We start from the raw sequence: 20,382 nt of genomic DNA on the forward strand, positions 1-20,382 counted from the left end.
AAGCAGAAGTTTCGGCTTCATGATAAAAAGTCTTTTCTTTAGATTTCCTCGCTTCTCTGCTTCACACTTTCCCACTACCTTTGCGCTTATGAAGATCACGCTGCTGAGCATTGGTAAAACCGACGACGCTTATATTAAGGAAGGTATAGACAAATACCTGAAGCGCCTGAAACATTATACCAAACTGGAACTGGTTGACCTGCCCGAACTCAAAAACACCAAAGCCTTAACGCAGGATCAGCAAAAGACCAAAGAAGCCGAACTGCTGTTAAAAAAAATTGCACCTACCGATTTTGTTATTTTGTTGGATGAAAAAGGAACCGAGTTCTCGTCAAGCCAGTTTGCAGCTTACCTGGACAAGAAAGCGATATCATCTACATCAAGTATCATATTCATAATTGGCGGCCCCTACGGCTTTGATACCTCGGTCTATCAGCGTGCTAATGATAAGTTATCCCTTTCCCGTATGACCTTTTCCCATCAAATGGTGCGCCTGTTTTTTGTAGAGCAGTTATACAGGGCTTATACTATCATCAAAGGAGAGCCTTATCATCATGAATAATCTTTGGTCATTTCGCTTCGCTGTCATTATGCTTCGCGTCATTAGTCATTAGTTTGGATGGTTTGAAACTCGCAGAGTTTCCAGATGCTTGCGCTCGTCTGCGACGAGCGCAAGCAAAACAATTCACGGGGTTTAATCTTCACTATTTAATCATCTTAAAATGCCTAAATTTGCCGTATGTCACATGATCACGCGCACGGCCATGGCCACCATCATCACGATCACGCCCCCAAGCTGGATCATCTGAACGCTGCCTTTATTTGGGGTATTATCCTCAATTCCGTTTTTGTTGTTGTTGAAGTTGTGATGGGGTTGATAAGCCATTCCCTGTCCCTGTTAACCGACGCGGGACATAATTTGAGCGACGTGGCCAGTCTTGCCCTGGCGCTGTTGGCCTTTAAGCTGGCCAAAGTACAGTCAAACAAACAATATACTTATGGTTATAAACGGTCTACTATTATCGTGTCATTCTTTAACGCGCTGATATTATTTGTGGCAGTAGGTTTTATTGCTTATGAGGCTGTGATGCGTTTCATCCACCCCGAGGTTATTGCCGGCGGTACCATTGCCTTGGTAGCTTTTGTGGGAATCGGCATTAATGCCTTCACCGCCTGGCTGTTTGTAAAGGATAAGGATACCGACCTAAATGTAAAAGGCGCCTACATGCACATGGCGGTTGATGCTATAGTATCATTAGGGGTGGTTATCTCTGGTATTATCATCTACTTCACCAAATGGTATTGGGTGGATAGCGCGGTGAGTTTAATCATTGTCATCGTTATCATCGGCGGCACCTGGAGTTTATTGAAACATAGCCTGCGTTTAGAGATGGACGGCGTACCTGCCGAAATTGAAATAGATAAAATAAAAGCCGAACTGCTAAAAGCCAAAGGCGTGGTTGATGTGCACCACATGCACGTATGGGCATTAAGCACTACAGAAACCGCCCTTACCGCGCACATTGTAGTAAGCCCCGATGATTTGGGCATATTCAATAAAATTAAACACGATTTGCGCCACCGGCTACAGCATATGGAAATTACCCACTGCACTTTTGAACCCGAATTGGTGACAGAGAAATGTGAGCAGGTAGAGTGTTGAGAGCCTGCGGCAGAGATTGGAGATTAATTGATTGGAGATTAGTTTTCGTCATCCCGAACTTGTTTCGGGACCTCACTTCCTAAGTAACGACAATGCCTATGGGATGCTGAACAAGTTCGGCATGACGCAGTAAATAAAACGGCGCCATGAAATTTCATAGCGCCGTTTTTATTATTACTCCCCTTTAGGGGCTGGGGGCTTACTTCGCCGGTTTCTTCGCAGCCGGTTTCTTTTTAGCGGTCGTTTTTTCTGCTACGTTATCTTCAACAGCAACGGCCGGTTCTTCAACTTTGGCCGGTGCTTCGGCAGCAGGTGCTTGGGTTGGGTCGGCTTCGGCAAACAGGGGCAGGTCTTTCAAAATACCAAACCAGCTCACAATTTTTTTCATGTCCGACGCGTACACCTTCTCTTCGTCATGGCCAGGCGCCACTTCGCGGAAGAATGTGCGCAGCTTATTGCCGTCGGCTTTGGCATCAGGCACGCTGGCGGCGGTTTTCATGCGTTCAAAAACATCTTTCAAACGAATATCCTCATCATCGCCAAAAATAGTGATCTCATCCAGCGAAGCCAGTTTGGCGGTTGAAATATTGGCAACCAGCTTGGTTTTTTTCTCATCCAGGCTTTCCAGTATAAAACCGGTTTTATTTTGCGTAAGCGCTTTCCATAAACCCGGTTTGCCCGATACCGCTACTATTCCTTGTAAATTCATATTATCAGTTTTTAGCTTTGAGTAGTGAGTTTTGAGTTAAAATACTAACTCCGTACTCAAAACTCATCACTCATTACTTACAACTTAATCAATCACTTCTACGCTTAAAATTTTATCACCCTGACGGATCTCATCAACCAGGTCAACATTTTCAATCACTTTGCCAAAACAGGTGTGGTTCCTGTCCAAGTGCGCGGTGTTATTGCGGCTGTGGCAAATAAAGAATTGTGAACCGCCGGTATTGCGGCCGGCATGCGCCATAGAAAGTACACCGCGGTCATGGTATTGGTTTTCGCCGGTTAGTTCGCAATCAATATGGTAGCCCGGGCCACCCGAACCTGCTTTGTAAGCGGTTGCAGGGTCTTTAGAGAAAGGGCAGCCGCCTTGAATCACAAAATCGGGCAGTACACGGTGAAAAGTAACACCATTATAAAAACCTTCTTTAGCCAGTTTTTTAAAGTTAGCTACTGTGTTAGGCGCGTCTTTTTCGTAAAACTCAACGGTCATATCGCCTTTGGCGGTTTTAATTATTGCTTTGCTCATTTTATCAATTTTAAAGGACAGCAAAGGTAGTAATTTTTAGAGATTAGTTAATTAGTTGATTAGAGATTAGGTTGGCTGGTTAATTGCGATTCCCCTTGAGAGGGGGTGTAGGGGTATGTCTTTTTTACGTTTACCCTTTTTCGAAAAGCAAAGCCTGTGTTCTAATCAACTGTTGCTCCTGCTTTCCGTTGCAAGTCCTCCTTCGTCCGGGCTTTCCACTGCAATCAGGTTTAGGTTGAACGGTTGTGCCATGTAATACCCCGTTAAAAAAATCGTTACATTTAAAATCTGTTCTAGAATAACTATTTTTGAAGATAATGCGCTCCTACAAGTACCTTTTAGCTTTTGCCTTTTGCCTTTTACCTTTCCTGGGTAGAGCGGCCTCTATGCTGCTGCCTATGGACGAAGTGCAGAAAGACCACCTGAAATCGTATGGCATCGCGTTCTGGACATTACAACGCGGCGAGGAAGTAGACTGGCTGCTGAATTATCGTGGTGGTAGTTTTATGCTGAAATATGATAAAGCCATTGAGGATGAGTGCAAGGTGCGCGGTGTAAGTTATGAGATATTAGCCGATGCTAAAGTCACTGAGATTATGACCGAGGTGAGTGATCCATCGGTAAACATGGATATTGTGAAGCTGGAAAAAGCCCCTAAAATGGCGGTATACGCCCCTAAAAGTAACCTGCCCTGGGACGATGCCGTAACGCTGGTACTAAAATATGCCGAGATACCCTACGATCTGGTTTATGATGAAGAAGTGCTGCGCGGCGACCTCGCCAAATACGATTGGGTGCACCTGCATCACGAAGACTTTACCGGTCAGTACAGCAAGTTTTATAATGGTTTCCGCTTCATGCCCTGGTACCAGGAAGACGTGAAGAACCAGGAAACGCTGGCTCATAAGCTTGGCTTCCAAAAAGTGTCGAAAATGAAACTGGCCGTAGCAGAACACATTCGTGATTTTTGTGCTAATGGAGGCTTCCTGTTTGCTATGTGTTCGGGCACCGATAGTTTTGATATAGCGCTTGCGGCAGCCAATACTGATATCTGTGAATCCATGTACGATGGTGACGGCGCCGACCCTGACGCGCAATCGAAGCTTGACTTTAGCAACACGTTCGCCTTCCAGAATTTTGTGCTGGATATGAACCCTATGTCTAACCGGTTTAGTAGTATTGATGTGACCAAGGGCAGGCAGGTTGATAAAACCCGCGACTTTTTTACGCTGTTCGATTTTTCGGCCAAGTGGGATGTGGTACCCAGTATGCTTACCCAAAATCACGATAAAGTAATAAAAGGGTTTATGGGGCTAACCACCGCTTTTAACAAAAGTTATATTAAACCCAGCGTAACTATAATGGGCGAAACCAAAGCCGCCAATGAGGCACGCTATATCCACGGCGAGTATGGTAAAGGCCAATGGACTTTCTACGGCGGCCACGACCCGGAAGATTATCAGCACCAGGTAGGCGACCCGCCCACCGATTTAAAACTACACCCCAATTCGCCTGGTTACCGGTTGATACTTAATAATGTGCTTTTCCCTGCCGCGAAGAAGAAGAAACAGAAAACGTGATTTAGTGATTAGCGGTTGGTTGATTAGAGATTAGGTTTTGCTCATCAATGCCGCGTTAGGGATGGAAGCGGATACCGGCCTGTGGCTAAGGCTTTGTGCAGTATGAGCGCACAGCTCGGCCGAAGGCAACGCCATTACCAAGGACTTTGTATACTCAACCATCATATTCTAAATGATTAGAGCACTCATTGAAATAACTGTAGTTAACATACGTTTTTCATTATCCTCTTATTCTATACCTATCTCACTTCCATTCCATCAATTTTGTTCGTAATTTCGGCATTCATTAGCTAAACTACGTGTACCAGGTATTCAGGAAAGAAATTACGTCGTATTTAAGTTCGTTGGTGGCCTATGTTACCATTGGGCTGTTTTTGCTGGTACTGGGGCTATTCCTTTGGGTATTCCCCGATAGCAGTATACTTGATTATGGCTATGCCGGGTTGGACAGCCTGTTCAATATAGCACCGTTCCTGTTCATGTTCCTGATACCTGCTATCACCATGCGGTCGCTGGCCGAGGAGCGGAAGGAGGGTACTTTTGAACTGCTGGTTACCCGCCCGCTTACCGATACGCAAATAGTTTTAGGCAAGTATTTTGCCGGCGTATTATTATTGCTTTGCGCGTTGTTGCCAACGCTTTTTTACTATTTCACCGTCAGTATTTTAGGGACGCCGCAAGGTAATATAGATACAGGCGGAGTGATCGGATCGTACATTGGGTTATTCCTGTTGGGCAGTGGTTTTGTGGCTATTGGCATATTCGCTTCATCCATCACCAAAAACCAAATTATAGCTTTCGCGCTGGCAGTTTTCCTTTGCTTTTTTGTATTCAGCGGGTTTGATTCGCTGAGTGGCTTATTATCATTACAGGATTACGCCATTCAGTATTTAGGTATAAACGAACATTACCAATCGGTTAGTCGCGGAGTGCTGGATACACGCGATCTGGCCTATTTTATTATCCTTTCTACTTTATTTATAGCCTTAACGCTGCTGGTGCTGGTTCGCCAAAGGCAAAAGAAAATAAACTTAAAAGCATCGGGCATATTGGTAGGGGCGATGGTTGTGCTGTTGGTTTTAGCTAACATATCCTTTACCCGGTTCGATTTTACTAAGGAGAAACGCTACACTGTCTCTGCTATTAGCAGGCAGGTAATGGATAGTCTGCCGCAAAAGGTTAAAGTAACGTTATACTTAAAAGGCGATAACTTCCCCTCGGGGATGAAACGTCTGCAATGGGCCAGTCGAGATATGCTGAACGATCTGCAATCGTACAGTCACGGTAAACTTCAGTTTGATATTGTAGACCCGTTAAAACATAGTACCAATCAGCAAGAACAGGAGCAATTTGAACAGGATTTAGAAAGCAAAGGCCTGCTGCCTACCACACTTAGCATAGCTACTGACGGAGGGCAAACCCAAAAATTGATATATCCCGGAGCGATCATCCATGCGGGGAATAGCGAGATTGCTGTAAACCTGTTACAGAAACGCGAAGGCCTATCAGATGATGAGCAACTGAACAATACTATCCAAAACCTGGAATACGCGTTTACCTCGGCCATTAAAAAAGCGGTTACCACAGGCCGGCAGCGCATTGCTTTTACAGGCGGGCACGATGAACTAAGCAATGCCCAATTGGAGGATGCCGTAAGGGCGTTATCAGATGGATTTGATGTTGGCCGGGGGCTCGACCTGAAGCTGGTACCATTTGATACCCTGAAAACTATTAGCCTGATTATTATAGATAAACCCGAAAAGCCTTTCACCGAACTGGAAAAATTTAAGCTTGACCAATACTTAATGAACGGCGGCCGCATTATTTGGGCCATTGACCAGGTAAATGCCGATCTGGATAGCTTGCACGGGCGCGGCAACCAGCAAATGGCCTTCCCTAAAAAGTTGAACCTGGACGACCAGTTATTTACCTATGGGGTTAGAATTAATTACGATTTGATAGCTGACATGAGCTGCGCACAGATCCCCATTGCAACCGGTAATATGGGTGGCCGCCCGCAGATACAATTGTTGCCCTGGCTATTTTACCCGCTGTTTGTGCCTATGTCAAAACACCCTGTCGTTAAAAACCTGGATGCCATCCGCAGTGAATTTGCCAGCACTATTGATACGCTGGGTATAAAAAACGTAACGGAAACCGTATTGCTTAAATCATCGCCCTACAACAAAAAGTTTAATACCCCATATATGCTTTCGCTGCAGGCACTGGAGCAATTGCCCGACCCGCGGGTTTTCCAGAGCGAGCAAAAAAATGTGGCAGTATTATTAGAAGGCAATTTCAAATCGGCCTTTTTAAATAGGCCCGTACCAGAAGGGTTTACCGAACATATACAGCCGTTGCCCGTTAGCAAGCCCACAAAAATGGTAGTAATTAGCGATGGTGATATTTTTAAAAACCAATTAGCGACCGATAGTTCGGCTTATCCGCTGGGGTATGATCATTATATGCGCAAAACCTTTGGTAACCGTAATTTTCTGCTAAACCTAGCCGATGCAATGACAGGCGATAGCCGTTTAATTGATCTGCGTACCAAAGAAATACAGTTGCGCCTGCTAAACCGCGCCCGTATCCGTAACGAAAAGATGTTTTGGCAGGTGATAAATACGGTTGGGCCTTTGTTGTTGGTGTTAATATTCGCTATTTTTCAACATTATTTCCGTAAACGGAAGTATGCACACTAATTTTTATATTTTTGATAGATTAATTCCTTGATATGAGATTCATAGTTTCGACTTCTACGTTACTTAAGCAACTACAGTCTGTAAGCGGTGCGCTTAGCAATAGTACCGTATTGCCGATACTGGAAAACTTTTTGTTTGAAATAAAAGATGGTAACCTAACCATCTCGGCTACCGACCTGCAAACCAGCATGACCACTTCGCTGCAACTAAGCGAAGCAAAGGAAAATGGTCGCATAGCTATACCATCGCGCATTTTGCTGGATACGCTGAAATCACTGCCCGAGCAGCCTATCGCTTTTTCGGTTGACGACAGCACTTTCGCTATCGAAATAAATGCCGGCGATGGTAAATACAAATTAAGCGGCGAGAATGGCGACGACTTCCCTAAGATCCCGGTAGTTGACAATGCTTCATCGGTTAACCTGCCCTCATCGGTATTGGCCGAGGCTATTAACAAAACCATCTTCGCGGTTAGTAATGATGAGTTGCGCCCGGCCATGACAGGTGTATTTTGCCAACTGACCCCGCAATCGTTCACCTTTGTAGCTACCGATGCGCATAAGCTGGTACGCTACCGCCGTATGGATGCCAAGGCAGAAACTGCTACCTCGTTCATCCTGCCTAAAAAAGCTTTAAACCTGTTAAAATCGTCGTTACCATCAGAAGATGTGAATGTATCGGTTGAATATAATACCACCAGCGCTTTCTTTAAATTTGGTAACATTAACCTGGTTTGCCGTTTAATTGACGAGCGCTATCCTGATTACGAAGCAGTTATCCCGCAAAATAACCCTAACCGTATGACCATTGACCGTCAGGCGTTTTTGGGATCGTTAAGTCGTGTGGCTATTTATGCTAACAAAACTACGCACCAGGTAAGGTTAAAAATTAACGGCAGTGAATTGAATATCTCATCTGAAGACATTGACTTCAGCAACGAAGCACACGAGCGCCTGAATTGCCAATATGAAGGCGACGATATGGAAATTGGTTTCAACGCCCGTTTCCTGATAGAAATGCTGAAAAACCTTGCAGGCGAGGAAGTTGCCCTGCACATGAGTACCCCCAACAGGGCCGGTTTATTATTACCACAAGGCGGAGACGAGAACGAAGATGTGCTGATGCTGGTAATGCCGGTAATGTTGAATAGTTATGCTTAAGTGTAAACTTAAATTATAGATCCAAAATGAAAAAGCTGGGCGCGATGCCCGGCTTTTTTTGTGAAATATTGTCATTGCAAGGAGCATAACCACGGCGATTTCGTAACTATAACCGATATACTTACGATGAGATTGCCACGCTGCGCTCGCAATGACAAAATATTCTTATAACTTAGATATGATGAACGTTGAAGAAATCAGGACATTTTGCCTGTCCTTGCCGCACGTAACCGAAGATGTGAAGTGGGGCGCCGACCTTTGTTTTTGTATCGGCGGTAAAATGTTTTGTGTAACGGGCCTGGACGGGCCTTTCGGGGTATCCTTTAAAGTTAAAGATGATGAGTTTGAAGAGTTATCCACTACCGAAGATATTATCCCCGCGCCCTATGTAGCCCGGTATAAATGGATATTTATATCAAATGAAGGCAGATTTACCAGGGCGCAGTGGGAGCATTATATCAGTCAATCATACCAATTGGTTAAGGATAAATTACCCAAAGGCGTTAAGGCTAAATTAGATTAACCAAATTTATTGTGAGAGCCGCAGACTTCCGGCATTTCCAGGCACAAGTTAGGCCATCACGCTGCCGGCCCCTAAACTTGTGCCAGCGGTACGATATTTTACACTATTAAACAATTTGTCATTTCGACCAGGGGGAGAAATCTTATACATCAAACAGGGCGGCTAAACGGATAGGATTTCTCCTCACCACGCTCGCCATAATAGTTCGTTCGAAATGACACGGCTTGTTACTTTGCCAACCATATATTATCCGCCTTGTTCACATCTGGTGTATAAGTACTGCCCAACTTCATTTGTTTAACAGCCTTAGTTGCTTCAAAATTCAAAGTCACGCTGGTATTGCCCTTTTCCCAGCAGGAAATATCCCGGTGTATGTTTTTGGTGCTGCCGTCGGTGTATTCAATGTTTAAGTCAACAGGAACAGGCTTGGTGCCTATGGACTTGATCTGCACCTCGTATTTATTGCCCTGGTTATTTACTTTGGCAATAGCCAGGTCGGGCACGCCGCTGTCAAACCACCAGCGCTTCCAAAACCAGTTCATGTTGCGGCCGGCGCCAGCATTCATGCTGTTAAAAAAATCGTACGGGCCCGGGTGTTTGCCATGCCAGTTGGCAATATAGTTATGCAACGCTTTGGTGAATAGTTCATCGCCCAGCATATCTTTTACAAAAAGGTAACCCATAGCCGGTTTCGGGTACGAATCGGTAAAGCCCGATACGCCGCTAATTTGCGTGGTAAGGGTAATAATAGGCTGATCTTCTTCTGTCCCGGCTGAGTTTTCTACACCCGATACGCCATATGGATCGACAATTTTAGGGTCTATCATAGGCGATATCAGCCACTCGCCGATAGTTGCCCAGCCTTCATCCATCCAGCCGTATTTGGTTTCGTTAATACCCATATAAAACGGGAACATGGTATGGAATATTTCGTGGTCGGTTAGTTCAATGGCGTCAGTGGTATTTTCTAACGGGTTATCGTTCACCATCATAGGGTACTCCATCTGGTCAAGCCCGTCAAAAACGGTTTCGTGCGGATAGGGGTAAGGCCATTTGGGGAACTTATAGCTCATGGCATCAACGGTTTTACGAGCGTAACCTACAACAGCATAATAATCTTTATGCTGAGGATTAAATACGGCATCTACCCGGGTGCGCCTGCCGGTTTTTGGGTCGACCACCAGGCTGGCGGCTTTCCATATGTAATGGTTGCTGGTTGCGAATACAAAATCGGTAACACTATCGGCTTCAAATTTCCAGGTATGGCTATTGCCTGCGGTGGTGATATTGCCGGCCTTTACGTCGGCTTCGGTAATAATATCGGTTACGCTGTCCTGTTTGGCGGCTTCATCCATCAGGGTAATAAATTTGCGGTTCAATACCTCGGCAGGGTTTTTTAAGGTGCCTGTCGCCCAAACTACATAATCGGCCGGGAGGGTAATTTCAGCGTTGAAATGGCAAAAATCATTATAAAATTCCTGCGACCCTAAATAGGGGTACTTGTTCCAGCCGTCAATATCATCGTACACGGCTATACGCGGGAAGAAGTACGCCACAAAGAAAGAACCGTCATCAACCTGGCCAGTGCGGATGTGCGATTTTTTATTAAGGGTATAATTATAATTAAGCGTACAATGCACTGTTGCACCGGGCAATATGCCGCCATCAACAGGTACAGGCATATTAGTACCCAGGGTACGAATGGTTTTTATGTCGCGTTCTTTATCGGCAATGATCATTTTGCTGATCTCGACCCCATTGGTCAAATCATCCGGAAGGATATTGCTATCGCGGGCCACGCCTTTTTTATAAAGGTTGGGATAAAGCTTGAATAATAATTGATTTAGCGTATCGGGACTGTTGTTTACGTAATCGATATCTACCGTGCCTTTTATCGATCTTGTTTTTGGGTCGAAGTTTACTTTGATGCGGTAACTGGCGGTATTTTGCCAGTATTTAGCGCCGGGTTTGCCACTATCGCTGCGGGTATTTTTAGTGTAGGCTTTTGATACATTTACCGGACGGGGCAATGCTGTTTGTGCAAAAGTTGCCTGGTAAACCGTGCTAAAAAGAATGAAGAAAAATAATTTTCTGAAATATAACGCCATAAAAACGGGTGTAGCCAATAAAAGTAATTAGTAAATAGGAATAATAGAATTATTTTTGCGTTTATATCAATGCCGCGTTAACTATTAAGCTTACCCGGTTAAAACAAATGAAACTAAAAAACTACCGCTATCCTGCTATACTTAGCCTTATTGTTATGGCTGCCTGGGCCTGCAATAAAAGCGGTGACGATGCGCCCGTGGTTGGTGCAACATCAAAGCTGAATGTGATTAACGCGGTAACCGACATCAGGGCTATTGACTTTTATTTGAATGGGGTAAGGCAGAATACCAATTCGGCTATTTACCTGTTCAACGCTTCGGGCTATAATACGGTGTTGACCGGCGAGCAGCAATACCAGTTTAAAAACGATACGCTAGAACGGGCAATACTGGCCGATATTAAACTTAACCCTGCCAAAGCAGATAGCAGTTATACCATGATACTGGCCGGCCAGCAAAGCAAAAATAACCTGGCTACTATATTTATGAGCGATTATTTTCCGTCGGATACATCGACCAAGGCAAGGGTACGTTTTGTGCAGGCATCACCAGGGACTACCAGTTATGATATATTTGTGGGCGATACGCTTTCGTTTAAAAACCAGGCGTATAAAGCTTTTACATCGTTCCAAAAAGTAGGGGCAGGTAAAAAGACGGTAAAAGTTAACGTGGCAGGGACTACCAACAATGTGTTCACCGGTACTATTGTTTTGCAAAAAAATAGTTTTTACACGGTTTATACGGCTGGTCAGCAAGGTGGTACGGGTACAAACGCTTTGGGTGTAAGCGCTAATTTAAGCAGATGAGCAATATAGGTATGAAGCTGAAATATAATGTATTAACGCTATTGTTTTTAGCAGTAGCGGCAGTGATGTTCGTCCCGTTTATTTCATCGTGCAATAAAGAAAGTGCTAATGCATCGCCCACTGGTTTAAACACACAGCTTAATATTATCCATCTGTGCCCCGATCTGTTAAAGCCTGTTGATCTGTTTATCAACCTGCGCCAGCAAAATGCCAGATCGTTTGTGTATGGCACGCCTTCAGGCTACCTTTATCTAAGTTCGCTGGCTACCCCTTTAGAAATACGGTCGGCGCAAGCTAACCAGATACTTTTCTCGAGAGGAGATACCGCCCTGCGCCAAAACACAAGGTATACGGTGTTTATAACCGGCCTGGTAGCTGAAAATACGCGTACATACATATTTGTGACCGATACCGATGCCGCCCCCAAACAGGGGAATGGCAAAGTGCGGTTCATTAATGCGTCGGCACGGAGTGTAAATGTAGATGTGGCAGCAAACGGGGTAACGGCTTTTTCTAACCGGGGGTTTAAGGCAGTTACCAAATATCTTGAACTGCCCGCGGGTATATATGATTTTAAAATTTATCAAAACGGCACTACCACCGTATTAACAGACCTGCCGAACACCCCTATCCAGGACGGACGCCTGTACACACTTTACACGCAGGGTGTAGTAGGCCGCGCAGATAGCGCAGCGTTTGCGGCCAAGATACTTACCAATCGTTAAGCCGCCCCATAAATGGGACGGCGATGAATTGGGTTGATTTTATTCGCCTGCATTTTAGTTATTAAAATTAAGTAGGCCACTAATCTTTAATCTCTGATTAACTAATCTCTAAATCCCTATCTTTGCCAAAAATATATTCCCATTGGAGATCATTAAACACCTCATCGAGTTTATTCTGCACATTGATAAACACCTGGCAGCTATTATCCACGATTATAACTCTACAACCTATTTAATCCTTTTCGCTATAATTTTTGCCGAAACAGGTTTTGTAGTTACCCCATTTTTACCCGGCGATTCCCTGCTTTTTGCAGCCGGGGCTATCTTAGCTGCCAACCCTAATACCGGGATGAACATTTACCTGCTGGCGCTGATATTAATTATTGCAGCGTTTTTGGGAAATACGGTAAACTACTTGTTGGGTAATTACCTTGGGCCAAAAGTGTTTAAAGAACATAACAAGGTATTGAAACTTGATTACTACCTGCAAACCAAAGCCTTTTTTGACAAGCACGGCGGCAAGGCCGTTATACTGAGTCGTTTTGTGCCTATTATCCGTACTATAGCGCCGTTTGTGGCCGGTGTAGGCCGTATGCCATTTGTCAGTTATAGTTTATATAACTTAATTGGCGGCACAGCCTGGATACTGATCTTTCTATTTGCCGGTAAATGGCTGGGCGGGCTCGAGTTTTTCAAACAGCATTTCTCGCTGGTTAGCTTAGCTATTATTCTGGTGTCGGTAATACCGGCTATTATTGCCGGGATTAATAGCAGAAGGAAAACGGCTTAATTGTCAAAACGTCATTCCGGACTGTTTCGGGATCCCAACTGAAGGTCAGATTTGCAAATGAGATGCCGAAACAAGTTCGGCATGACGGATTTGCCTTTTATTGGGCAAAAGCTAATCGCGATTTTTTACCCCTGTAGCTAAACCATACAGAATAAGCTATTGGTATAAGGAAATACGTAAAACCTGATATCCCGCAGATATTGTCGGGTAGAATAATAGCCAGGGCCATGGCCAACATGCCGATGAATACGCTGAACAAATTAATATAGGCGATAGTATGCGTCTCAAAAGCTTCCTTTGGTGTCAGTTCTAAATGTACTTCCTTGCGTTTGGCATTCATATACATTAAAAAGAATAGCAGGTAAATAACGCAATAACCGATACCGTATATTAACATTAGGGTGCGGGTTTGGTCGGTACGGGTAATCATACTCATTACTTTCCCTTCTTGCACGTAGTGCCCGCCCATAAACAGTAGTTGCGAAAGGAATTTCATGGGATAAACGTAGATAAGCACTACAAAAAGCAGTATCCCGTTAAGGTTCACTGTAAGAGGGTCGTTCAATCCATAGCGTCTGAAAAATATATTCTGACTATTCCATATCAGGAATAACATAGCAAAGCAAGCAGCGAAACTAACGCCCCCTTTCATGGTTTCATATAGGTCATCGAAAGATTTTGGCACCTCGATAGATACAATGATGAGCGTAAGTGCAAAAGCGAATACCGCATCGCTAAAGGTTTCAAGGCGGTTAGGCTCGTGACTGCGCCATTCAATTGGTTGTTTTTTGTGCAGGGCTTTTTTTCGTACCATAGTTAATTAGTTAAAGCTAAGGTTTTCCCGGTTTTATACAAAGTCTCTTCCCGGGCTAATTTTTGCTTTTGTTCAGGCGGCAGCGGTTTATCAATCAACTTATCCAAATCGGGCTGACCGGCATCTATCCAGGCGGAGTACCAGAAGCTACCTACCGATAATATGGCTGCACGCATGCGCCGTTTCACCATACCGTTCAGCATTTTATGATAGGCCGTAGCATAGGCCACCGAATAATCTTTCACTTTGCGTTTGCTGCGCAGGGTCATCTCGTATTTCTTATCAGGCGGGAAAGTCGTGTTCAATTTGCGCTCGAACAAGATAACCGAATCGACACATTTATAGGATGCCCGGCAAATTTTAAAGGCTTCGGTAAGCGGGTTATCAATGTAATGTGCCTTGCCCACAAACAGGTTGTACCGATCGCTAAATAGTTCGGGCAGGCGGCTTTCCCATAGCGCATGGATACCGGTTTGATGAGTAAGCTGCCCATCGTAATTAATGGTAAGGTGCAGCGGCACGTGCGCATCGGCAATGTAATGGCCAATATTGGCCGATGTTTTCAAAATGGCAGTCGTATCGTGCGCTTTAAAGGCTTTTACCAGCCAGTAGTAATGATATTGAATAACCCAGGGCACGGTGCCATATTTATCCAAAGTATCGGCACTGTATTTCTTTACCGCATCATACCAGTTCTGCGGGATGCGGGCGAAGGGTTGCCGGCCATAATGGTCGGCATCTATAAAATGGCGCGGGCCTTCCAGCGAGTCTACGTAACGGCGTTTATCCGGGTCTATAGCGTGTTCGGTCAGGTAATCGATATTAGCTTTATAAAAGCCGGACATTTTAACCGGCAGTGTAAAAATAGCCAGTCGGTTAATGCGGTGATGCGCGAAGAAGCCCCACGAGGTGCAGCAAAATAAAATAAATACACCCGCAAGCGTCCGGAAAAAAAACTTCATTCTGATATGGCCGATGGCTGCTAAATTAGTTGTTTTTGAGTGATTTAAGAAGATAAAACAATCGGCAAGCTGGATTACGGAATTCGTAAAAATGCTATGATGTTAAACTAAAAGTTAAAAAATAGCGTTAGGGGTAAATATTTGTTTGCGGGATAACCAGCAACTATTGTTTAACTTAATCTACTTACATGAAACACATCTTTAAAAGCAGCACCTTCACGTTTTTATTAATTGCCCTGGCGGGTTTAACTACCATTACCTCATGCAGTAAGCATAGTGATTATGATTTTACAGGCACAGCTACCGCAAACGTACGGCTGGTAAATACCAGTACCGATGCGGGCCCATCAAAATTATATTTGAATGATGTGCTGCGTACAACAAATGCAGTAAGCTATGGTACAGCATCCGGGTACAGTCAAACTTACATTGCGGATAATACCATAGCAGTACAGTCGGCATCGGGTACTATGCTTGCATCAAGCAGCGCAAGTTTAGATGCCGATGGCAATTACACTTATTTCCTGACAGGCGCATCAGGTAATTATGCCATATTAACCTCTTATGATAATACCACCACGCCAACGGCAGGTAAAGCCAAAGTCAGGTTTGTACAGGCGGCCTCGGGGTTAGCATCGGCTAACCTGTTAGGGAATGGCGTTAGCTTATTTGCTGCACAAAGTTTTAAAGCAGTTACTAATTATATGGAGGTTACCGCAGGTACTTTTGTATTCACGGTAACGAGTCCGGGTAGTGAAATCACTCTGGCCAGCAGCACATCTACCACATTGCAGGCGGGCAAAAGCTATATAATTTATACCAGCGGCATTAGTGGCGCTACGGGTACAAATGCGCTTACTGTAAATGTACTTAGCACTAATCAATAACGCATTAATCTAAAACCCAGGTTATTTGTGTTTAATTTTTTTTGAATTGCATTTGTTAATTAAATAATATCACCATATATTTGCAGTCCGAAAAATTAAGAAAGAATATTAGCTAAAATGGCAAATCATAAATCATCATTAAAAAGGATCAGGTCAAACGCTGCGAAGCGCTTACGTAACAGGTATCAGGCTAAAACCACCAGGAATGCGATCAAAAAATTAAGGGGTTCAACTGATAAAGCAACTGCTGCACCACTTTTATCGAAAGTGATTTCTATGCTTGACCGTTTGGCTAAGAAGAATGTTATACACAAAAACAAAGCTTCAAACAATAAATCAAAGCTTACAAAATTTGTAAACGGCTTAAAATAAGCTTTTACTACAATCATAATAAAGGGATAATGCGCAAGTGTTATCCCTTTTTTTGTGTCGGACATTTTTCCTTACTTTAACGCTGTGGAAGCATATGAAAACAATCTCAGTATTAAAGCCTGGGCCGAAGAGGATCGCCCGCGGGAAAAGTTAGGTGCCCAAGGCAGGCGTTCGTTAAGCGACGCCGAACTGATCGCCATCCTGATAGGCTCGGGCAGCAGGAACGAGAGTGCTGTCGAACTGAGCAAGCGTATACTGCACCATTACGATAACGACCTGAATAAGCTGGGCAAAGCCAGCATTGCCGAACTGTCAAAGTTTAAAGGTATCGGCGAGGCCAAAGCCATTTCCATCATTGCCGCGCTTGAATTGGGCCGACGCAGGGGCGATACCGAAACTAAAGTGCCTGAAACTATACAAGGCAGCAAAAGCGCCTACCAGGTGCTGCGCCGCCATTTGGTCGACCTGCCGCACGAGGAGTTTTGGCTGCTGCTGTTAAGCCGTTCTTGTAAACTCATCGCTAAGGAACTCATTAGCAAAGGCGGTCTCTCCGGCACCATTGCCGACCCGAAGATCATTTTCCATATTGCCCTGCAACACCAGGCCTCATCCATTATATTAGCCCACAATCACCCTTCAAACAACCTGAAACCCAGTCAGGACGATATTAACCTTACCAAAAAACTGTACAACGCCGGTAAGATACTGGACATTAACGTGGTTGACCACCTGATCATAGGTGATAACGGTTATTATAGCTTTTCGGATGAGGGGTTGTTGTAGATGTGCAAATTAGTAGCTATGCAAATACGCAAATGAAAAAGATTATTAACTTTTTAAATGATCTATTCGCAAATAAGGCGAAGCCTGTCGCTGAAAAAAGAATTGTTCTAATAGTTGATTTCCAAAAGTTGAGTATCGACGAAAGAATTAGCCAAATTATTTTTTGTGGTGATTCTGCTGATGTTCATTATTTGCCGCTGCTGAAGTATGCCATAGTAAGCGACCCCGAGAAAGATGTAAAAATGGCCGCTTTAAAGAGAATACATCTGTTTGCTTCACATCCGGATACTAGTCCTTTTATTAAAGAATTGGCCCAACATATGAAAGTGAGTACTGTAGAACCCTATTACTCAATGGCGTTAAGCAAATTGAATATTATATCGGTTAAAGAATTTAAAGAGCGCGCCAGTAAGTGGATTTAAATCCCCTTTGGCTTCAGTCGCAGACCGAAACCAAAGGATTCGTTAAAAATCATGGTTTACACACTAATATTATAAATATCTGACTGTTAGTATGTTATAAATTGTCTATAGGTAAATTTTGTAAACCATGTAAACCATGATTTAGTTCCAAACTCCCCTCTTGAGAGGGGGGGCGACGGATAGCGCTATAGCGGGGTATGTTCTTGCCGGTAGAAGGACATACCCCTCCACCCCTCTCAAGAGGGGAATCGCACATGCCACAGTTTTTTGAACCCATAAACCTTGTAGCCAGTGTATGACTAACCGCTTCAAACCTTTTACCTTTCGCCTTTAACCTTTCAGCCTAAATTGTATCTTTGCTGTTAAATGAAAATCTCATATAACTGGCTTAAAGAATTTATAGACACCGATAAAGCCCCGGCTGAAATTTCGACCATATTGACCGGAACTGGTTTAGAGGTAGAAAGCCTTGAAAAGGTACAGGCTATCCCCGGCGGCCTGGAAGGGTTGGTAATTGGTTACGTAAAGGAGTGTATTGACCACCCAAATTCCGACCACCTCCACATCACCAAAGTTGATGTTGGCAGTGCTGAGGACCTGCAAATTGTTTGCGGCGCAAATAACGTAGCAGCTGGTCAAAAGGTAGTTGTAGCTACCGTTGGTACGATGATACACCCAACCACCGGCGAACCCTTTAAAATAAACAAATCAAAAATACGCGGCGAGGTATCTGAAGGGATGATCTGCGCCGAGGATGAGATAGGCCTGGGTACCGATCATGCGGGTATTATGGTGCTGGATGCCGATACCCCGGTGGGCACCTTAGCCAAAGATTACTTTAAACTGAACGACGATTACATGTACGAGATTGGCCTTACGCCAAACCGTGCCGATGCCGCATCGCACCTGGGTACCGCCCGCGATGTTGCCGCGTTCCTGAAACTGAATATTAAAAAGCCCGGTGTGTCGGCTTTTAAAATAGATAACCACGACCTGGATATTAAAGTTGAAGTAGAGAACACCGACTTCGCGCCACGTTATTCAGGCCTGACTATGACCGGGCTTGAGGTAAAAGAATCGCCGCAATGGTTAAAAGAACGCTTAGCTGTAATTGGCGTGCGCAGCATTAATAACGTTGTAGATGTAACCAACTACGTACTGCACGAGCTTGGTCAGCCGCTGCACGCTTTCGACGCCGACGCGATAACCGGTAACAAAGTAATTGTAAAAAGCGGTCTGGAAGGCACAAGTTTTACCACGCTTGATGAGGTAGAACGCAAACTGCACGCCGACGACCTGATGATCTGTAATGCTGAAGAACCGATGTGTATTGCCGGAGTTTTTGGCGGTACAAAATCGGGCGTGAAGGCATCGACAACCAAAATATTTTTAGAAAGCGCTTACTTTAACCCGGTAGCGGTGCGTAAAACCTCAAAACGGTTCGGCCTTAAAACCGATGCTTCTTTCAGGTTCGAGCGTGGTACCGATCCGGATATGACCGTGTTTGCCTTGAAGCGCGCGGCCCTGTTAATACAGGAAGTAGCGAGTGGCAAGGTATCGTCAGAAATATTTGATAACTACCCGGCACCGGTTGCACCGTTTGCAGTTGAGGTATCATACAAAAACATCCACCGCTTAATTGGTAAGGATATTTCGCACGATGAGATCAAAGGCATCATCACCGCGCTGGATATTCAGATAGAAAATGAAACCGAAGAAGGCCTGTCGCTGAAAGTGCCGCCTTACCGTGTGGATGTAACCCGCGATGTGGATGTGATCGAGGAGATCCTGCGTATCTATGGTTATAATAATATCGAGATACCAACGCAGATACGGGCATCGCTGAATAACGCCTCGCGCCCGGAAAAAGATACTGTGCAGAACGCCATTTCAGAATGGTTATCGGCTAATGGTTTTAACGAGATCATGTGCAACTCGCTCACCAAGTCATCGTACTACGATAACCTGAATAACGTGGTTAAAATATTGAACCCCTTAAGCAGCGACCTGGATGTGATGCGTGCCACCATGGTGTATTCGGGTCTGGAGGCTATCGCTTATAACGCTAATCGTCGTAATGGCAATTTGAAAATGTATGAGTTTGGTAAAACCTATCATATAGCCGAAGATAAATATCGCGAAGAGCAGCATTTTACGCTGTACCTGTCGGGGAGTAATGTTGCGGAGCAATGGAACCAGCAAGTAAAACCGGTGTCGTTCTATAACCTGAAGGCCGCAGTTGACGGTTTGTTGGAAAGGCTGAATATTAAAGATTTTACGGTTGATGATTCAACCTGCTCGAAAATGATGTGCGGCCTGCAATACAGCAGGGGCAACAAGCGCATTGTGAAATTTGGCCAGGTAAATGCCAAAGCTTTGAAAAAAGCCGATGTTGACCAGCCCGTATTCCATGCCGATTTTAATTTTGATTACATTTTACAACTGGTGCGTAAAAACGTAGTGGTGAATCAGGACATTCCGAAATTCCCATCGGTAAGGCGTGACCTTTCTATGCTGGTTGATAAGGCAGTTACGTTTAATCAGCTTAAACAAGTTGCCCAAAAAACCGAACGTAAGATGATAAAGGAGGTAAATGTTTTTGACGTATACGAAGGCGATAAATTACCATCGGGTAAAAAGTCGTATGCGCTAAGCTTTATCATCCAGGACGATGAAAAAACCCTGACCGATAAAGCCATTGACAGCTTAATGCAAAAATTAATTTATAACTTAGGTAAAGAGAGCGGGGCTGAGATAAGGAAATAAGGAGTGAATTTTGAATGAGTGAATGATCGATCAAACAGCTCATCTAAAAAAACATTCACTCAATCAC

The 20,382-nt window shown here is 44.3% G+C and carries 20 protein-coding genes; 14 read left to right on the forward strand and 6 right to left on the reverse strand.

Annotated features, from left to right (window positions below; translation table 11 throughout):
- Positions 1–88: 88 nt before the first annotated feature.
- The gene (gene rlmH / locus IRJ18_RS01085; protein ID WP_194104356.1) at positions 89–562 is read left to right on the forward strand and encodes a 23S rRNA (pseudouridine(1915)-N(3))-methyltransferase RlmH; all 474 of its coding nucleotides are present in this window, start codon (positions 89–91) and stop codon (positions 560–562) included.
- A gap of 177 nt (positions 563–739) precedes the next feature.
- Entirely contained in the window at positions 740–1,663 is a 924-nt protein-coding gene (locus IRJ18_RS01090) for a cation diffusion facilitator family transporter (RefSeq protein ID WP_194104357.1), read from the forward strand.
- Positions 1,664–1,862: 199 nt separating this feature from the next.
- On the opposite strand, the gene IRJ18_RS01095 is transcribed toward IRJ18_RS01090, so the two are convergent.
- Positions 1,863–2,372, reverse strand: coding sequence for a DUF5606 family protein (locus IRJ18_RS01095; RefSeq protein ID WP_194104358.1), 510 nt, complete (start codon positions 2,370–2,372; stop codon positions 1,863–1,865).
- A gap of 84 nt (positions 2,373–2,456) precedes the next feature.
- Positions 2,457–2,915, reverse strand: a complete 459-nt coding sequence (locus tag IRJ18_RS01100; RefSeq protein WP_194104359.1) for a peptidylprolyl isomerase — start codon at positions 2,913–2,915, stop codon at positions 2,457–2,459.
- Positions 2,916–3,232: 317 nt separating this feature from the next.
- Between IRJ18_RS01100 and IRJ18_RS01105 the strand changes: the two genes are divergently transcribed.
- Entirely contained in the window at positions 3,233–4,495 is a 1,263-nt protein-coding gene (locus IRJ18_RS01105) for an asparagine synthetase B (protein ID WP_194104360.1), read from the forward strand.
- A gap of 30 nt (positions 4,496–4,525) precedes the next feature.
- On the opposite strand, the gene IRJ18_RS21095 is transcribed toward IRJ18_RS01105, so the two are convergent.
- Positions 4,526–4,660 carry a hypothetical protein gene (locus IRJ18_RS21095; protein WP_262893246.1) on the reverse strand — a complete coding sequence of 45 codons (135 nt, stop codon included), beginning with the start codon at positions 4,658–4,660 and terminating at the stop codon, positions 4,526–4,528.
- A gap of 134 nt (positions 4,661–4,794) precedes the next feature.
- Between IRJ18_RS21095 and gldG the strand changes: the two genes are divergently transcribed.
- From gldG to IRJ18_RS01120, 3 genes are all read left to right on the forward strand, one after another.
- Entirely contained in the window at positions 4,795–7,197 is a 2,403-nt protein-coding gene (gene gldG, locus IRJ18_RS01110; RefSeq protein ID WP_194104361.1) for a gliding motility-associated ABC transporter substrate-binding protein GldG, read from the forward strand.
- Positions 7,198–7,229: 32 nt separating this feature from the next.
- On the forward strand, positions 7,230–8,357 hold the full coding sequence (gene dnaN / locus IRJ18_RS01115; protein WP_194104362.1) for a DNA polymerase III subunit beta: 1,128 nt from the start codon (positions 7,230–7,232) through the stop codon (positions 8,355–8,357).
- A gap of 178 nt (positions 8,358–8,535) precedes the next feature.
- Positions 8,536–8,880 (forward strand): MmcQ/YjbR family DNA-binding protein, encoded by a 345-nt coding sequence (locus IRJ18_RS01120; protein ID WP_228072465.1) that lies wholly within the window; start codon positions 8,536–8,538, stop codon positions 8,878–8,880.
- Positions 8,881–9,107: 227 nt separating this feature from the next.
- On the opposite strand, the gene IRJ18_RS01125 is transcribed toward IRJ18_RS01120, so the two are convergent.
- Complete coding sequence (locus IRJ18_RS01125; RefSeq protein WP_194104363.1) at positions 9,108–10,988, reverse strand: M1 family metallopeptidase; 1,881 nt, start codon at positions 10,986–10,988, stop codon at positions 9,108–9,110.
- Positions 10,989–11,095: 107 nt separating this feature from the next.
- Between IRJ18_RS01125 and IRJ18_RS01130 the strand changes: the two genes are divergently transcribed.
- From IRJ18_RS01130 to IRJ18_RS01140, 3 genes are all read left to right on the forward strand, one after another.
- Complete coding sequence (locus tag IRJ18_RS01130; protein ID WP_194104364.1) at positions 11,096–11,794, forward strand: DUF4397 domain-containing protein; 699 nt, start codon at positions 11,096–11,098, stop codon at positions 11,792–11,794.
- A complete protein-coding gene (locus IRJ18_RS01135) occupies positions 11,791–12,519 on the forward strand; it encodes a DUF4397 domain-containing protein (RefSeq protein ID WP_194104365.1) in 729 nt (242 codons plus the stop codon). The genes IRJ18_RS01130 and IRJ18_RS01135 overlap by 4 nt, the downstream gene beginning before the upstream one ends.
- Positions 12,520–12,661: 142 nt before the next feature.
- The gene (locus IRJ18_RS01140; RefSeq protein ID WP_194104366.1) at positions 12,662–13,309 is read left to right on the forward strand and encodes a VTT domain-containing protein; all 648 of its coding nucleotides are present in this window, start codon (positions 12,662–12,664) and stop codon (positions 13,307–13,309) included.
- A 97-nt stretch (positions 13,310–13,406) separates the two neighbouring features.
- Here the strand turns inward: IRJ18_RS01140 and IRJ18_RS01145 are convergent, their stop codons facing one another.
- Together IRJ18_RS01145 and IRJ18_RS01150 are read right to left on the reverse strand one after the other, a co-directional pair.
- Positions 13,407–14,123: a TMEM175 family protein gene (locus IRJ18_RS01145; RefSeq protein WP_194104367.1), complete on the reverse strand. Its 717-nt coding sequence runs from the start codon at positions 14,121–14,123 to the stop codon at positions 13,407–13,409.
- Positions 14,124–14,125: 2 nt separating this feature from the next.
- Positions 14,126–15,085 carry a zinc dependent phospholipase C family protein gene (locus IRJ18_RS01150; RefSeq protein WP_194104368.1) on the reverse strand — a complete coding sequence of 320 codons (960 nt, stop codon included), beginning with the start codon at positions 15,083–15,085 and terminating at the stop codon, positions 14,126–14,128.
- Between the two features lie 188 nt (positions 15,086–15,273).
- Between IRJ18_RS01150 and IRJ18_RS01155 the strand changes: the two genes are divergently transcribed.
- The 5 genes from IRJ18_RS01155 (at position 15,274) to pheT (ending at position 20,315) form a co-directional block, all read left to right on the forward strand.
- Positions 15,274–15,972, forward strand: coding sequence for a DUF4397 domain-containing protein (locus tag IRJ18_RS01155; protein ID WP_194104369.1), 699 nt, complete (start codon positions 15,274–15,276; stop codon positions 15,970–15,972).
- 117 nt (positions 15,973–16,089) lie between these two features.
- Positions 16,090–16,344, forward strand: coding sequence for a 30S ribosomal protein S20 (gene rpsT, locus IRJ18_RS01160; protein WP_194104370.1), 255 nt, complete (start codon positions 16,090–16,092; stop codon positions 16,342–16,344).
- A gap of 84 nt (positions 16,345–16,428) precedes the next feature.
- Complete coding sequence (gene radC, locus IRJ18_RS01165; protein WP_194104371.1) at positions 16,429–17,127, forward strand: RadC family protein; 699 nt, start codon at positions 16,429–16,431, stop codon at positions 17,125–17,127.
- Positions 17,128–17,159: 32 nt separating this feature from the next.
- Positions 17,160–17,549, forward strand: coding sequence for a hypothetical protein (locus tag IRJ18_RS01170; RefSeq protein ID WP_194104372.1), 390 nt, complete (start codon positions 17,160–17,162; stop codon positions 17,547–17,549).
- A gap of 366 nt (positions 17,550–17,915) precedes the next feature.
- Entirely contained in the window at positions 17,916–20,315 is a 2,400-nt protein-coding gene (gene pheT, locus IRJ18_RS01175) for a phenylalanine--tRNA ligase subunit beta (RefSeq protein WP_194104373.1), read from the forward strand.
- Positions 20,316–20,382 lie beyond the last annotated feature (67 nt).

This window comes from Mucilaginibacter boryungensis, assembly GCF_015221995.1.
GTDB classification, from domain to species: Bacteria; Bacteroidota; Bacteroidia; order Sphingobacteriales; family Sphingobacteriaceae; genus Mucilaginibacter; species Mucilaginibacter boryungensis.